The sequence below is a fragment of the Paenisporosarcina sp. genome (assembly GCF_057785155.1).
The window spans coordinates 76,065-92,312 of sequence record NZ_JBYNRN010000033.1; the positions used below are offsets into that span (position 1 = coordinate 76,065).

Here is a 16,248-nt window from a genome sequence, read left to right on the forward strand (position 1 = left end):
AATAGAATCTTATCATATGAAATTAACAAGAGCAAGTAGAATTTTCAATAAATTGCAAGAACTCTGTTAATGTGGAAAGATGCATGTCATAATCTAAGTAGATGAGATCGAGACGAAGTTGAGCTGAAGGAGATTGAAAACATGGAAAAGCCAAAAATGGATCATGGTCAAAACTTTGCTGCTCAAGGAGAAGCGGGACTACATACGGATTTTAAAGAAAATATGACATATGGTGAATACCTACACTTAGATAAACTATTATCAGCACAAGATGGATTAACGAACCATCATGATGAACCATTATTTATCATGATTCATCAAGTATCAGAGTTGTGGATGAAACTAATTTTGCATGAGTTAGGCGGAGCTATTGCTCATATTAAAAAGGATGAAGTGCAACCAGCACTGAAACAATTGGCTCGTGTGTCAAAAATACAAGCTCAAATTATACAAGCCTGGGATGTCCTATCTACATTGACGCCAGCAGAATATATGGAATTTAGATCATCTCTAGGAAATGCTAGCGGTTTCCAGTCTTATCAGTATCGCATGATTGAATTTGCTTTAGGTTACAAAACGAAGCATGTTCTTAAAATATATGAAAAAGACGAAGAATTGTTGGGCATTTTAACAAAGGCATTTAATCAACCTGGGCTTTATGATGTAGCGATTCGTAAGTTAGCACGCAGCGGCTTGCCTATTGATGAACATATTTTAGATCGTGATGTTTCATGCCCATACGAACCAAATGCGAGTGTTTTAGAAGCATGGAAAACGGTCTATCGAGATGTAGACTCATATTGGGAACTGTATCAATTAGCTGAAAAATTAGTGGATATAGAAGACTGGTTACAGCAATGGCGTTTCCGTCATATGAAGACAGTGGAACGAATCATTGGGTTTAAAACAGGTACGGGAGGTTCATCAGGAGTTCATTACTTGAAAAAAGTGTTGGATCAATATTTCTTCCCTGAACTGTGGACTTTACGCACTGAAATTTAAGGGGTGACAGGATGAAAATATATGCACATCGAGGTTTATCAGGAACACATCCGGAAAATACAATCGCCGCTTTCAAAGCAGCGGCTAATCTTCCGATTTTCGGCGTCGAGCTGGATGTACATTTAACGAAAGATGGAGAGCTTGTCGTTATTCATGACGAGTCCATCGACCGCACTTCTACTGGTACAGGTTATGTGAAAGACTTATCGCTAGCTGAACTTAGAGCATATGATTACGGCAGTTGGTTTTCATCAGAATTTGTTAATGAATCAATTCCAACATTAAAAGAAGTGTTGCATATTTTTAAAGACACAAACCACCATATTAACATTGAATTAAAGTCAGATATTTTTCCATATGAAGGACTAGGCAATAAGGTATTACATGAAATTGAATCACTAGGAATAGCTGATAGAGTTGTAGTATCTTCATTCGATCATGAAGCAATTCGGGAGTTTAAGAAGAGTGCGCCTCATATAGAAGTCGCTTTGTTAACAATGGAAGTATTAGTGGATGCATATGATTATGCTCGGTTTATTCCAGCAGATGCACTTCATATTTTTTTACCAGCAGCCATGAGGAAAATGACGAAAGAAGCTTTGTTAAAAGGATCAATCATTCGCGTTTTTACCGTAAATGAAATCGAACATGCTCAAGCTTTGAATGAGATAGGTGTTCACGCAATCTTTACAGATTACCCTGAAAAGATGATGGATTTTATTGGTCCACATAATTAAAAAAATAAAAAAATCCTCATTGCCTTTAACGGCCAGTGAGGATTTTCATTTACCATTTAGCTAAATGTTCTTCAGAACTTCCAAGCATTTGAGTGATGGCTAAGCTTGACCCATCTTCTAAATTCAAAACACCATTGAAGTAACCGACGAGTTGATGCACTGAAGATGTGACTAGACGTGCGTCCGATTTAGCGACACGCTTGAAAAAGGGAGTAAATGTTAAGTCAACGTCCTTAGAAAATTTAGTTCGAATGCGCCATGGTTTCATAAAATCATTTTGATCATACTCAAATAATACATCTTCATGAATTTTAGTCATTCTGCCATCCACGAAAATTGCATTTTCTGTCATCCCAGTTCCATCGGTCCATTTCCCACCAAAGTTTAAGCCAATGCGCTGATCCCCAACTTTTTGAGAGGCCATTGCCCAATTCCAAAGTGCAGATCTCGGCCAAACACCGCGTCCATAATCTAAAACGGCGAAGCTTTCTTCTGGGTTAAATGTATAGCGTTTTTCTCCAATTTTCACAAAGCCGCTTGTTGGCAGTGTATGGTGCTTAGCTGTATGTTGGAAAAGTTGTCGATTCCATGGGATGACCACGTTTAAAGAATCATCATTTTTCGGGTGTTCAATATGCAGATCGGCATGAAGTAGTTCTCCATCGAAATCTGAAATCGTTACGGTCATATGTGTTTCGCCTTGCATATGTAAAAGTTGAATGCTCATATCGTTATTTGAAAATTTTACTGTTTCTAAAACCTTACTCGGCATATTAATCCGTTGTCCAAGTGGAATGGTAATTGTTTTCTCGAAAAATCTTTGAGTTTCGTAATCTAAGAAATACACGAAACAGACAGCGGCATAATCCAAATGACTAATCGTTGCTGAGAAAAGAATATCTTCACCATACACGCACCAATAGTTCCATTTTTTCTTGCGCATAAAATGTCCAGTTAAATTGCTATCGATAATCGGCTGTCGAGCAAATCCAATGGCAGCCGGATTTAAATTCCCTTTTGAATCACATAAAGAAACTGGTGTACTGATTTCACGTTCCGCATGCTGTTGCATTTTCTGCATCTCCGACACCCTCTCGCACCTTGAATCAATTTCCATTTAAGGTATACTGTACATTGTAACAAAAATCTGAAAAAAGCGGTATTGACTCACTTTTTTATTTCTATCACTCACAGAATTTTGGGGGCTTAGCTCAGCTGGGAGAGCGTTTGCATGGCATGCAAAAGGTCGTCGGTTCGATCCCGATAGTCTCCATTTATATTTTTGAAGAAACGACAAAGAATCTTTGTCGTTTCTTTTTTTTATCAAAAATAGCAAAAACCACTTTTATTATTTATTAATTAATCACTTTTTTTAATAAAAAATAGATATAATTCGCAAAATTTATAATATAATAGACTTAAATAAGTTTACACATATAGTTCTATTCGTACGTGCATTTATTGTTTCTGTTATTAGGTAAATATGAGGGAAGTGAATGTTGAAATGCGATTAGTGAACATAAATAGCTGTCAGCCTGGCATGAGAATAGGGAAAGCTATTTATAATGACAAGGGAAAAGTGCTCTTAACTCAAGGATCCAAACTGACGGAACGGTTTATCACTAAATTAAAAAAATATCATATCGCTACAATTTACATAGAAGATCATGCTTCAGAAGGTATTGAAATCGTGGATTCGATTCCTGATATCGTTAGATTAGAGGCAATGGAGACGATTACGGAAGGATTTAAAACGATTTCCGAGTTCAGCTCAAACCGTACCAACCTTCAAAATATGTTGAAATCTGGGAGAGCCATGCGTAGCTTTCAAAAAGTATTTCGAGATATTTATAGTTGCATAAATACTAATCAAGATGCACTTAACCTACTAGCTACGACTAAAATGCACGAAAACTATGTATACAATCACTGCTTAAACGTATCGATTTATGCGTGTCAATTGGCCATCGAAAATGGGTTGCCATTAAAGAACATTGAAGAAATCGGTTTAGGGGCAATGTTACATGATATTGGACAAGTATATGTGCCCCTTGAAATACTCAACAAACCAGACGAGCTAACCAAAGAAGAATATGCTCAGGTTCAAACCCATTGTGAACTAGGTTTTGAAATGCTAAGAAAAATGCATGAAATTCCTGTAACTGTTGCGCACTGTGCTTTGCAACACCATGAAAGAGTTGACGGCTTAGGTTATCCGAGAGGGTTAAAAGATGAAGAAATTCATAAGTACGCAAAAATTATTAGTGTAGTTGATGTATTTGATGCATTGACGAACCCAAGACCATACCGACCCGCAATGTTACCCCATAAAGGGATGGAAATACTCTATGTGGGGAGCGGGACACAGTTCGATAGCAAACAAATTCATTTATTTAAAAATTCGATTGCACTATACCCGCCAGGTCTAACTGTAAAATTAAATGATGGAAGAACAGGCATCGTGACTAAATACAATTATCAAGCGGTCGGTCGTCCGGAAATCCGAATTATTAGGGATGAAGAACAAATCGACGTAACACCATATGAAATTGATTTATCAACTATAGGAAATCAAACGATTGAAATTGTTGAAGCTGATGCTTTGTTATAAGCACATCAATTTCTAATATCTATTTTAGTGTTGTTATCAACGAACAACTGGGTGATAATACCATTAGTAGATGGAATTGGAGGTTGATGACAATCGCAGATAAAAAACCACTCAAATTTAACAAAATTCAAAAAACGGTTTTATTGGTTGCCTTTATAGGACTAATCGGCATTCTTATATATATGAAAATTAAACCAGATCTCCAAATCATCGTTAACAAAAAGGATGTTATTGTAACCGAGGCTATTGAAAATGATGGAGAAAAAGTCATTGAAATCAGAGATAAAGAAATAATTGATGTCATTGAACTATATCCAGAAACGATGACAGATGGGGAAGTTCAAAATGCGATTCACCAAATGTCTCATCAAAAAGTTAAGGCTGATAAAAAGTGGGGCATGATTCCACTTACCAAAGAAAGGGTCGTACGATTGATAGATGTTGTAGAAGGAAATAAAGATAACTTTAAACATGAAAGTACGTATCTGAAGATCTTAAATCGCTGGAAAGAGGATGACTTCAGTAGAGTGGATGAAGATCACAATAGCATTTGGTCGCTACAAAACGGTACAGTAGGACGTGCAACTGGAATTTTGACGTATGAAGAGGAACTGCGTTTTATCTCTAAATACTTTAATGTTAATTAAATAAGAACAAAAGATCACCCCATTCTAGAGAACACCAGAATGGGGTGATCTTTTATTGCGAGGACTGTTATTAATTCTAAGACTTAAACTTTCATTAAATTCGGTTCAGTACATTCGTTCAATTTTGTTCGGACAAATAATTCTTCTCCCAACCAAAATCCAAATGCAAAAATCATTGAAAGTACAATTACAATGACGGCTAGCACGTCGTAAGGCTCATTATATAAAGAAACCATGAATCCGATAAGTATCGGCAACCATCCTCCCATTACAATATAAACGAGAAGTCTCTTTAAAGCCGGCCATTCCACTTCGTCATGAGTCAATTGATGAGCCATCCATGCAACAGGAAGACCATAAAAAATCAAAAATGGAAACGCGTATACTGAAAGTAATATAGCATTGAGGTCTCCAAATAATATGATGAATCCGATTCCCCCAATAATCATCGATACAAAAACACCAAATGCCGTTCTTCTCATACATCGACACTCCATTCTAATTTTACTCTCATACACATAACCTTTCACTAGGAGGGATTCAATCTGTATAATCGTGAAGCTGCTGTGCAATATGCAAATAAGTGGTGGAATTCATACAATCCTGCTTATCCTATCTTTGACGTTGATTGCACGAATTATGTTTCGCAGTGTTTAAGAGCGGGTGGAGCACCGATGAGAGGATACCCAAATCGTGCACAAGGTTGGTGGGTGCAAGGTGGAACATGGAGTTTTAGTTGGTCTGTTTCACATTCATTTCGATGGTATTTAGATACTTCCACGAAAGGGTTACGTGCGAGAAAAGTGGGATCTGCAAGTGAACTTCAATTAGGCGACGTCATTTGTTATGACTTTGAAGGAGATGGAAGGTTTAATCACTCCACTATTGTTACGGGATTTGATGGCAATGAACCACGCGTAAACGCACACACAAACAATAGTATTAATCGAGATTGGCGCTATACGAACTCGATGGCATATGAACCCGGAAAAACAACTTATATCTTCTTTCATATATTAGATTCATTCACTTAAGTAAGTTTGTAGGTTTGACGAGTAAAAGATGAAATGTGACGAGTAAATTCCCAAAAGTGACGAGTAAAGTTTCAAAGTTGACGAGTAAAATCACAAAATTGACGAGTAAACTTATTCATTACAAGCCAATACAGTTTAAAAAAGGTTCAGCTAGTCATTTCTCATGACTAGCTGAACCTTTTCTAATTATTTAATTCACAGGGACATGCCACAATGCGGCTATCGTACCTTCTCCAGCATGAACTGCTAGAACGGAACTGATTTCTCCGATTCGAACTTCTAAGTCAGGCGTTTTTGCTTGAATTAAGTTTTTAATTTCTTCGGCTTGCTCAGGAACGTTCCCGTGCATTAAATCAATCGATCGAGTGCCGTCTTTTTCATAAGACTCAACCGCTTTATCAACAATATAATTCATTGCCTTCTTTTGAGAACGAACTTTATCTAATGCTTTTAATTCGCCTTGTTCATTTAAATGAATGATTGGTTTTACTTGAAGTAAACTTCCAAGGAAGAATTGAACACCACTCATGCGTCCACCTTTATACAATTGATTTAGATTACCAATCAATATATAGTTTCTTAGGTTTTGGACTTCATTTCGTAACTGAGCAGCAATTTCATGTAACTCCATGCCGCTTTCTTGTAAGAGTAAACCGCGTTCTACAAGTTTGGTAATACCCGAAGAGAGAGCAAAAGAGTCGACAACTTCCATTTGAACTTCGGCAATTTCAGCTCCTGATTTTGAAGAGCCAATCGTTCCACTTAATTTTTCAGAAACGTGAACAGCAATAATGGCCTCGTACGCTTCACTTATTTTTTCATACAATGTCGCAAATTCACCGGCAGCCGGTTGAGAAGTTTTAGGGAACTCTTCAGCATTTCGGATGCGATCATATAATTCAGTTGTTGTTAAATCAATTCCATCAGCATATTGCTCTTGTCCAAAATGAATATTCAATGGTACTACAAATACATCAGGGTGGTTTGCTAGCACAGGACTAACATATGCGGTACTATCCACTACCCAGGCAATTGGTTTCTTTGTCATTATAAAACATCCTATCTATATGAAAGTATGAATATTATAATTATTATAACATTAAAAGTATTTAATCAACCAAAACTCTTATTTTTAGCTAATTAAAGTTATGCAAATGATACTATTTTCTTTCATCCAAAGACTGTCGAAAATCAAATCGATGTCGATACAAGATAAGACCAATGGCTATAAGAAGAGGCCACATATTTGTTACTTCTTGTGTCATGAAGACTGTTATAATATACGTAACATAACCAAAAAACATGCTTAAAGTGGCACTTTTTAAAAATGGAATAAATAAAACAAATCCTAATATAAACGAACAGAATAATACTGGATTAATAGCAAGTCCAACGCCTATAAAAGTAGCGATGCCTTTTCCGCCTTTACCTTTTAACCAAAAAGGATATAAATGACCTGCAATCACGAGTAATCCGGCTAGTGCAATTATCCATAATGAAAAATCAAAATAAAAACCTACTACAATAACAAGTGCTCCTTTTAATGCATCCCCTAGAAATGTCATAAAAAATGCTTTCTTCCCAATGACAGCCCCTGCGTTTCGTGCACCAAGATTTCCACTACGGTGCGCACGTAAATCGATCTTATTTCTCTTGCCAACCCACCATGCTGTCATAAAGTTTCCAATAAGATAGCTTGAGATCCAATAGACAATCATATAGTACCCCCTGATTCGTCTTTCTTTCTATTATGAACGAAACCACTAAATTGGGAAATCAAAATAAATAGAGAGGAGGGTGGTTATGCATCCTATATTGAAAATTACATTACTAATTGTTCTCCTTCTAACGGGGTGCGCAACGCCAACTATACAAAATTCCAATTACATGATTGCGAATAATGGGAAAATGGATTTAACCAATAGTCCATTGAATGAGGACGAATTAGTCTTACTCAATGGAGAATGGACTTTTTACTGGGAACAGTTTTTAACAGAGTCTCAAATTGAAGAAACGAATCAATTAAAAACGCCTCAACTTATTTCGGTTCCGAGCGATTGGACATCACTTACGAATGATCGAAATGGGTATGCGACCTATTCACTAACACTTCAAATTCCAGAAAATCGGTTAGGAAATGTTATGGGGATTTACATTCCGCATCAATATTCCTCGTACTCATTAATAGTTGATGGAGTTAAAGTTGCCTCCAATGGATTTGTAGGGACGTCAAGACAATCAAGTGAAGCTGCGTTTAAAAAAGAAGTTGCGTTTTTTACCCCTAAAGATACGGAAGTACGTTTAATCATGCATATTGCTAATTTTGAACACCCAATCGGTGGCGCAAATAACCCGATTTATTTTGGGGCAGCTAATGCTGTGACTGCTTATTACACCGAATTAGTGGCTTCTACTTTATTTGTCATCGGTGGAATTTTAATTATGGGTATTTACCAATTTGGTATTTTTGCATTTAGAAGACAAGAAAGAGCCTTTCTGTATTTTGGTTTATTAAGTATTTTAGTAGCCTTACGAGCACTTTTTGTGGAACCTTTGTTTATCGCTGTATTGTTTCCAGATATTTCGTGGATTTGGCAGCATCGATTCGAATTTCTCATCATGTATGGAGGCTATTTACTATATTTATTCTTCCTACGTAATTTATATCCAAACGAAATGAAAAAATGGGTAATACAAGGTTCAGTTATTATCACGTCAATCTTAATACTGCTCACTTTAGTGACAAATCCCGTTTTTTATCGGACTGCTTTTGACTACTTCTTGATAGTTGCAGCCATTACCATGATTTACACTCTCTATGTGTTAATTTTAGCGGTTAAAAGAAAAAGAAGAACAGCCGTTCTTAACTTAACAGCTAGCATATTTTTCTTTATTACTGTACTAAATGACGTATTTTTATCGCTCGATTGGATTGAAGGTTCTAATATAGCGACGTACGGATTCTTTATTTACATTTTTGTGCAGTCATTAAATTTAAGTCGCAATTATGCACAGAAGTTCCAGGAATCTGAAAACTTAACTAGTGATCTCCTTCATTTAAATCAAACGTTAGATGAAAAAATCGAACGAAGAACACAAGAGCTTAGTGAAACCAATGCTCGTTTAAAAGAATTAACTTTACTTGATGGATTAACAGGTGTGAATAACAGAAGATTCTTTGATGAAAAAATGAAGGAACTTTCGATTGATGCTATTAAGAATGGATCACTGTTAACTCTGTTGTTAATCGACTTAGATGAATTCAAAAAATATAATGACACCTATGGACACGTCATGGGTGATGAGTTAATTAAAAAAGCTGCATCCATGTTCAAAGAAATAGTGGGCTATGATGGATTTGTTGCTCGGTATGGGGGAGAAGAATTTGGCATCATTCTTCCAAATATGATGGAAGAAGAAGGCAGACAAATGGCCGAGAAGATTTGTAGAGAAATGAGAAATGCGGAAGTTGAACATAAAACCAGTTCAACTATCGGGGTCGCGACGATTAGTATTGGCGGTACTTCTTCAAGCGTACATGATTTTAATAAGCCAAATGATTGGATTGAACTAGCAGACAAAGCACTTTATGCTTCTAAGATGAGCGGGAAAAACAAAGTGACGATGATGTGAAGATATACAGAAAAAGGCTGTGAGATGACTTTATGAAAATCGTCTCGCAGCCTTTTTATATCTCATCGGATAATGCAGTCCGAATATCTAAAAATGTATCAATGTTGCCTAAGAACAAATCGATAAGAGTAGGGTCAAAGTGTTGGCCACGTTGTTCCTTTAAGTGATCGATAATATCTTGAAGAGGCCATGCTTTTTTGTAGACGCGATCACTACCTAAAGCATCGAATACATCAGCAATGGCTGTTATTCGTCCGAAAATATGAATCTCTTTTCCTGCTAACCCATTCGGATAGCCAGTTCCGTTCCATTTCTCATGGTGTTCATGTGAAATAATCGCAGCCGTTTTTAATAAGTCACGTTGTGAATGTTTAAACACATAATATCCAATTGACGTATGCGTCTTCATTAACTCAAACTCTTCGTCTGTTAATTTTCCAGGCTTTAATAAAATATGATCAGGAATAGCCACTTTACCGATATCGTGCATTGGTGAAGCTAATTTTAGTAGTCTCGCTTGCTGTTCGGGCAATCCTGCTAACTTAGCTAGTTCATATGAATATTTCGCGACTCGTCGAACATGATGACCAGTTTCCTTCGAACGACTTTCACCGATTTCTCCCATTGTTTCAATCATTTCTTTTTGAGTTTCTATTAATTCATTTCGAAGAATGGAAGATTCAAAGGACTTACCTGAATACGAAGCAGCTAGAGTTAATACTTCGATATCTTTCTCTGAAAATGTTTGACTGGCGGTCATTTTATTTATAGCTTGAAAGGCACCGATGATTTCTCCTTCTGAATTACGAAAAGGGATACAAACGACAGACTTCGTTAAATAACCCGTGCTCCGGTCAATCGCATCATTAAATCGCTCATCCTGGTACGCATCTTCGACTATGACCGGCTCTCCAGTCATAAAGCTGTGGCCAACAAAGCCGCTATCTGCGGGAATTACAACCTTGTCAATGCCATGTGCTACAATAGTCCATAGCTGATGTTCAGCGGCTTGATAGAGCCAAACAGTACAGCGATCTGCAATGATTAGCCGTTTACCTAGGTCAGCTAAAATCATCAGTAACTTATCTAAATCATTTTCAGCAGTTATTTTTCCCATGTATTCAAAGATAACAGCGAGCATTTCTTCGGACTTTAGCTCGTTTTGGTCACTGAAGTTGGAGATAGGTTTATCATTTGTCATCATGGAAAATCCTTTCCTGCTCAAAAGCGGTTCTTTTTTTCTTGCCGATTAGTTGGTATGATAATATTACCATAGGATTATTGAATGACATAGTAAGGATTATTGGCTTGAAAATAGTTCTTTAGCACTTAGGAGGATCTTGGATGACGGTGTTTAGTTATATGTTAATCGGCCATTTTATAGGCGATTATTTGTTTCAAACGAGTTGGATGGCAATGAATAAAACCAAACAATGGATTCCACTTTTGGTCCACTCTTTCATATATACACTAATCGTAACTGCCGTAGTCTATTTGGATTATGGATTATTACCTTTAACTGCTATTATACTTATGATAGGAAGTCATATTATTTTAGACCGTCGGACATTCGTGCAGTGGTGGGTAAAGAATGTGATGAAAACAAATGGAAAAGATGCTGGCTGGTTAATCATAATGGCTGACCAAATCTTCCATCTCATTATTTTAGGTGTGATTGCACACATTTGGTTTTAACTTCAGCAATAAAAAGGAGAACATACAATCATGAATGAACAATCTTTATCAATAAGAGATGCGATTCTACAAAGACGCTCAATTAAAAACTTTAATGGACAACCAGTAGAGCGCGAAACTTTAATATCCGTGTTGGATGATGCAAAATGGGCTCCAAATCACGGAAACCGAGAACCATGGCGCTTAGTCGTTGCTTGCGGAAAAGAACTCACTGAATTACATGAGCTTTTACGTGAATTCGGTGTACCGAAATGGAAAGAGCTTTCTGAAGAAGATTTAGTGAAAAACATGAAAAAATTCACGTCACCAGGTGGATATGCTTTTGTCATCGTACCTGAAGATGTTCGTCAAAAAGAACGTTTAGAGGATTATGCTGCAGCTAGCGCATACATTCAAAATGCACAATTACTTGCTTGGGATCTAGGGATTGGTTCATGTTGGAAGACGCCTCCATTTATCGATGCACCGAAATTCCGTCAAGCAATGGGAGCGAAACCAGGAGAGCGTATCATAAGTATGCTTCAATTCGGTTACTTCGATGAAATGCCAAAAGCGAAACAACGTAAGGATTCGGAAGAATTCATCACTTTCTTTGGCGCAACTGAATAAAATACCAAATCCCGAATCCAGCATACAATATGCGGATTCGGGATTTTATATTGTAGACAAAAGAGTATTCATAATAGAAATCTTGTTTTTATAAATAATCAATTGATAGAATGTAGTAGGCTATTTCTTTCGCTTTCCGCGGACGAAACGTTAGCCTCCTCGGCTCACCTGTCTCTGACAGCTTCACCTGCGGGGTCTAGCGTGTTTCGTTTTTCCGCAGGAGTCTTCAGAAATAGCCGACCACTAGCTTATATGTGAATAAATTATATAGTTGAAAGTTATAAAATTCATAAGTTATTTATTGAATATGAGCAAAATTGAACATTATAAATTTACATTTACAACTACTTCAATTGTAATTGGAATGGAGATGGTGTAAAACATCTGCTTCTGTATCGCTACGCTAGCTTCGTCGCAAAGATTAGCACTAATTTCTTAGTGCTAATCTTTCCAGCGGAATAAGCATGAACTGAAGACCCTGGACTGAGCATCGCGAGGGAAGCGGCTGAAGTTATGCCCGCGGAAAGCATCCATCGCAATGGAAATAAGCATTATTATTTGTCTAAAATACGAAATCCCGAATCCGGCATACAATATGCGGATTCGGGATTTTTTTATTTCACTAATTCACTTGAGTTAAATTTCGATAGTTCATAATAGTAGTCGCCAATAACGCGCAAACCTTGATCAAAGTTTTCTAAATGGAAGTGTTCATTAGGCGCATGGAAATTTTCTGATGCTAAACCAAAGCCCATTAATACAACAGGTAATCCTAAAATCTCATCAAAAGCCGCGACGATTGGGATCGAACCGCCTCCACGAACATAGGAAGTTGGAACTTGGTATACTTTTTCGTACGAACGACCAGCCGCTTGAATCGCAGGATGATCAAAAGGAGTAATGAATGGCTTTCCTTTATCAAATTCCGTGACTTCAACATTTACACCAACTGGTTTATGTTTTTCAATATGTGCTTTTAATTTCGCTACGATTTCATCCGGATCCTGATCAGGAACTAAACGGCAAGTAATTTTCGCACCAGCTTCAGCAGGTAATACTGTTTTAATTCCTTCACCAGAAAATCCACCGAATACACCATTCACTTCTAAAGTAGGACGAATCCATGTGCGTTCTAAATGTGTAAATCCTTTTTCGCCAAATAATTCATCAACTTGTAATTCTTTTTTGAGTGCCTCTTCATCAAAATCAAGTTCTTTATATGCCGCACGTTCTTCATCTGTCGCTTCCCGTACATTGTCATAAAAGCCATCCACTTGAATAGTGCCTTCTTGATCACGGAACGACGCAAGTAACTCAACTAAAGCGTGTATTGAATTTTGAACCCCACCACCGTACAGTCCTGAATGTAAGTCGCCTTTAGGACCTTTCACTTCAATTTGAACTCCTGCTAATCCTCTCAAACCATAGCATACTGCTGGTTTTCCGGGTCCTTGCATTCCTGTATCAGATATTACAATAATGTCCGCTGATAGTTTTTCTTTATTCGCTTCTACATATTCGGGAAGATTCGGACTGCCGATTTCTTCTTCACCTTCAATACAGAACTTAACGTTTACTGGCAAAGCGCCATTTGTTTTGAATAAAGCCTCGATTGTTTTTACATGCATATATACTTGACCTTTATCGTCACTTGCTCCGCGAGCATATAATTTATTATCCCGAACGGTTGGATCAAAAGGTTCTGTCTCCCATAGGTTCAATGGATCGACAGGTTGCACATCGTAATGTCCATAGACCAAAATAGTTGGTTTACCTTCGGCATGGAGCCAATCCGCATAAACAACTGGATGACCTTTCGTCTCATCAATTGAAACGTTTTCTAAACCAACCTCTTGTAATGATTTGGATAACCACTCAGCTGCTGTACGCATATCTTCTTTATGTTCCGATAAAGAACTAACACTAGGGATGCGAAGAAACTGTTTTAATTCATCTAAATGTTCCTCACGTTTTGTTTCAAAATAGCTGTTCAATTCGTTTAAATGACTCATGATATCCCTCTTTTCTAAATAGTTCGAGAATAGGAGTAGTATATCATAATCATTTCTTGAAATCCGTAAAGCACCGGTTAGTTATTCAGATGGAAATTTTGAATGATCACTGAAGAGATGTATAAAGTAAGAACTCACTTTAATATTTTTATAAAAAATGAATTCCCATTTGAGACATGGAAATTCTGAATATGATATAGTTATAGATATTGAAATTGAGCGGGTTTTTTGACTCATATAGGAGGAAACACGGTTGGAGTTTATAGGTTTAGCCATTAGTTTAGTGTTGTCGTTTTTCTTTTCAGGTAGTGAAACGGCACTCACAGCAGTAAATAGGATGAAGGTCCAGCTTCGTGCTGAGCAAGGAGACCGTATGGCGCAAAAGCTCCTTGTGCTCATCGCGAAACCGGACCGCATGATTACGACGATTTTAATTGGTAACAACATCGTAAATATTGCTATGCCTACATTATTAACGTTAATTGCTTTGGAATACGGTTGGGATATTGCCATTGCAACCGCTGGATTAACATTAATTATCATTATTTTTGGAGAAGTACTTCCAAAAACACTAGCCGTTACTTTTGCTGATCGTATTGCGTATTTGGTAGCGCCGATCATTGCATTACTTGTTCAAATTATGCGTCCAGTTACTTTCTTAATTGCAAAATTTACGAACGTTTTTATTCGCATAATTTCTAAAGGCGCAGTGAAAGAAGCAACACTTACAAAAGAAGAGCTTCGTACAATGGTAGATATCGCTTCTACGGAAGGAACATTTGAGGAAGAGGAATCAGAACGCTTAAAAGGTGTACTCGATTTTCCAAATAAAGATGTTCAAGATGTATTAGAAACACACCGTATGGAAATTGTAGGAATTCCTGCAAATGCTACATATGATGAAGTACGAGATATTATATTGGAACATTACTATACAAGATATCCAGTATATGAAGAAAGCATGGACCATATCGTCGGAATGTTTTACTCAAAAACATTTATCGAATGGTCAATGGATCCAACCCTTGAATTAGAATCGCTTATCGATCGTGATCCGCTTTTTGTTGTTCAATCGGTCAGCGTTGAAAAAGTATTTAAACAAATGTTAGCCAAGAAGAAACACATGGCTATCGTGTTAGATGAATATGGTGGAACCCTAGGAATCGTTACACATGAGGACATCATCGAAGAAATGATTGGACAAGAAATCGAAGATGAATCTGATGAAGATGAAGAAATCTTGGTTTTTGAAATGACAGAGCATCGACTCATTTGTCACGGTCGCCTTGAAATTGAAGATGTGAATGAAATGTTCAAAATCGAAATTCCAAATGACCACGATACCATCGGCGGGTTTGTCCTTCAACAACTTGGACATATGCCGGATAACGGAGAACAATTCACTTATGAAAATCTTCGTTTTGAAGTAAACGAGATGGACCGAAACCGTATTATGCAATTAACAATTACAATTCAAGAAGAAAAAGAAGAAGAGGAAGAACAGGAGGACAACTAGTCCTTCTGTTCTTTTTTTGCTTTATTACACGTTTGTAAGAATTTTGAAAGAGATTCCGATAGAGGGTAAGGTTCGTCTTTGGCAAAATAGAGATAACAGCAAGGACGAACGGAGGACAATAAAATGAATGTTACACTTGATCATGTATACGACGAATACAATCGGTATATGTACCATCTATGTTTAAAGTTAACTCGAAACCAAACAGAAGCAGAAGACTTGATGCAGGAAGTATGGTTGAAAGTAGTCAGATATGAAACGAACGTCAAAGATGTTGATCATCTTAAAGCATGGTTAACAACCATCTGTATGAATACATTTAGAGACCGTTACCGAAAAAATGTGCGAATCAATAAGCATGTGATGAATCAACCAGAAACACTAGATGTTCCGGTTCTCGATTTAGTCCCTAGTGAAACCCTTTCATCTGAAGACCTTTTAGAAAAAAGCGATTTATCACAAATGGTACGAGACAAAATTTCGGAACTCGACTCCATTTACCAAACAACAGTCATGTATTTTTATGTCCATCAGTATTCACTAAACGAAATTGCAGAAATCATGAAAGTATCAATAGGTACAGTGAAATCCCGCCTATTCCGTGCCAAACAGCGATTAAAAGAAATGCTAATTGCCGATTCCGCGATTACCGACTATATCCCAGCTTGATTTTGAATAAAGCATAGCCCAAAAAAGGGTTATGCTTTTTTGTATGGGTGAATAGTGGCTCAGTTAAAATTTTGTGGTTCTCG

16 protein-coding genes and 1 tRNA gene are annotated in these 16,248 nt (G+C 37.1%); 11 read left to right on the plus strand and 6 right to left on the minus strand.

The window, feature by feature from the left end; all coding sequences use genetic code 11:
• The first annotated feature begins 141 nt into the window (after positions 1-141).
• Both kynA and AC3EA5_RS11780 read left to right on the plus strand, forming a co-directional pair.
• Complete coding sequence (gene kynA / locus AC3EA5_RS11775) at positions 142-1,002, plus strand: tryptophan 2,3-dioxygenase (protein ID WP_488608523.1); 861 nt, start codon at positions 142-144, stop codon at positions 1,000-1,002.
• 11 nt (positions 1,003-1,013) lie between these two features.
• Positions 1,014-1,739, plus strand: coding sequence for a glycerophosphodiester phosphodiesterase (locus tag AC3EA5_RS11780; RefSeq protein ID WP_488608524.1), 726 nt, complete (start codon positions 1,014-1,016; stop codon positions 1,737-1,739).
• Positions 1,740-1,788: 49 nt separating this feature from the next.
• Here the strand turns inward: AC3EA5_RS11780 and AC3EA5_RS11785 are convergent, their stop codons facing one another.
• Positions 1,789-2,811, minus strand: coding sequence for a DUF2804 domain-containing protein (locus tag AC3EA5_RS11785; RefSeq protein ID WP_488608613.1), 1,023 nt, complete (start codon positions 2,809-2,811; stop codon positions 1,789-1,791).
• A 128-nt stretch (positions 2,812-2,939) separates the two neighbouring features.
• Between AC3EA5_RS11785 and AC3EA5_RS11790 the strand changes: the two genes are divergently transcribed.
• The 3 genes from AC3EA5_RS11790 (at position 2,940) to AC3EA5_RS11800 (ending at position 4,997) form a co-directional block, all read left to right on the plus strand.
• Positions 2,940-3,012: transfer RNA gene (locus AC3EA5_RS11790), tRNA-Ala, on the plus strand.
• Between the two features lie 231 nt (positions 3,013-3,243).
• The gene (locus AC3EA5_RS11795; protein WP_488608525.1) at positions 3,244-4,350 is read left to right on the plus strand and encodes an HD-GYP domain-containing protein; all 1,107 of its coding nucleotides are present in this window, start codon (positions 3,244-3,246) and stop codon (positions 4,348-4,350) included.
• An 86-nt stretch (positions 4,351-4,436) separates the two neighbouring features.
• Positions 4,437-4,997, plus strand: coding sequence for a DUF6241 domain-containing protein (locus AC3EA5_RS11800; RefSeq protein WP_488608614.1), 561 nt, complete (start codon positions 4,437-4,439; stop codon positions 4,995-4,997).
• An 83-nt stretch (positions 4,998-5,080) separates the two neighbouring features.
• On the opposite strand, the gene AC3EA5_RS11805 is transcribed toward AC3EA5_RS11800, so the two are convergent.
• Positions 5,081-5,479, minus strand: a complete 399-nt coding sequence (locus AC3EA5_RS11805; protein ID WP_488608526.1) for a hypothetical protein — start codon at positions 5,477-5,479, stop codon at positions 5,081-5,083.
• A gap of 63 nt (positions 5,480-5,542) precedes the next feature.
• Between AC3EA5_RS11805 and AC3EA5_RS11810 the strand changes: the two genes are divergently transcribed.
• Positions 5,543-6,031, plus strand: a complete 489-nt coding sequence (locus AC3EA5_RS11810) for an amidase domain-containing protein (RefSeq protein ID WP_488608615.1) — start codon at positions 5,543-5,545, stop codon at positions 6,029-6,031.
• Positions 6,032-6,221: 190 nt separating this feature from the next.
• On the opposite strand, the gene AC3EA5_RS11815 is transcribed toward AC3EA5_RS11810, so the two are convergent.
• Positions 6,222-7,079 carry a DegV family protein gene (locus AC3EA5_RS11815; protein ID WP_488608527.1) on the minus strand — a complete coding sequence of 286 codons (858 nt, stop codon included), beginning with the start codon at positions 7,077-7,079 and terminating at the stop codon, positions 6,222-6,224.
• Between the two features lie 112 nt (positions 7,080-7,191).
• Positions 7,192-7,749, minus strand: a complete 558-nt coding sequence (locus AC3EA5_RS11820; protein WP_488608528.1) for a glycerol-3-phosphate acyltransferase — start codon at positions 7,747-7,749, stop codon at positions 7,192-7,194.
• Positions 7,750-7,834: 85 nt separating this feature from the next.
• Here AC3EA5_RS11820 and AC3EA5_RS11825 point away from each other — a divergent pair, with 85 nt between their 5' ends.
• Positions 7,835-9,664, plus strand: a complete 1,830-nt coding sequence (locus AC3EA5_RS11825; RefSeq protein WP_488608529.1) for a sensor domain-containing diguanylate cyclase — start codon at positions 7,835-7,837, stop codon at positions 9,662-9,664.
• A gap of 55 nt (positions 9,665-9,719) precedes the next feature.
• Here AC3EA5_RS11825 and AC3EA5_RS11830 read toward each other — a convergent pair whose 3' ends face one another.
• Entirely contained in the window at positions 9,720-10,865 is a 1,146-nt protein-coding gene (locus AC3EA5_RS11830; protein ID WP_488608530.1) for an HD domain-containing phosphohydrolase, read from the minus strand.
• Positions 10,866-11,008: 143 nt separating this feature from the next.
• On the opposite strand from AC3EA5_RS11830, the gene AC3EA5_RS11835 reads away from it, so the two are divergent.
• Positions 11,009-11,359: a DUF3307 domain-containing protein gene (locus AC3EA5_RS11835; protein WP_394189622.1), complete on the plus strand. Its 351-nt coding sequence runs from the start codon at positions 11,009-11,011 to the stop codon at positions 11,357-11,359.
• Between the two features lie 30 nt (positions 11,360-11,389).
• Positions 11,390-11,968, plus strand: a complete 579-nt coding sequence (locus AC3EA5_RS11840) for a nitroreductase family protein (protein ID WP_488608531.1) — start codon at positions 11,390-11,392, stop codon at positions 11,966-11,968.
• Positions 11,969-12,582: 614 nt separating this feature from the next.
• Here the strand turns inward: AC3EA5_RS11840 and AC3EA5_RS11845 are convergent.
• Positions 12,583-13,980, minus strand: coding sequence for a dipeptidase (locus AC3EA5_RS11845; RefSeq protein ID WP_488608532.1), 1,398 nt, complete (start codon positions 13,978-13,980; stop codon positions 12,583-12,585).
• Between the two features lie 253 nt (positions 13,981-14,233).
• Between AC3EA5_RS11845 and AC3EA5_RS11850 the strand changes: the two genes are divergently transcribed.
• Together AC3EA5_RS11850 and AC3EA5_RS11855 are read left to right on the plus strand one after the other, a co-directional pair.
• On the plus strand, positions 14,234-15,496 hold the full coding sequence (locus AC3EA5_RS11850) for a CNNM domain-containing protein (RefSeq protein ID WP_394189616.1): 1,263 nt from the start codon (positions 14,234-14,236) through the stop codon (positions 15,494-15,496).
• A gap of 123 nt (positions 15,497-15,619) precedes the next feature.
• A complete protein-coding gene (locus AC3EA5_RS11855; RefSeq protein ID WP_488608533.1) occupies positions 15,620-16,165 on the plus strand; it encodes an RNA polymerase sigma factor in 546 nt (181 codons plus the stop codon).
• Positions 16,166-16,248 lie beyond the last annotated feature (83 nt).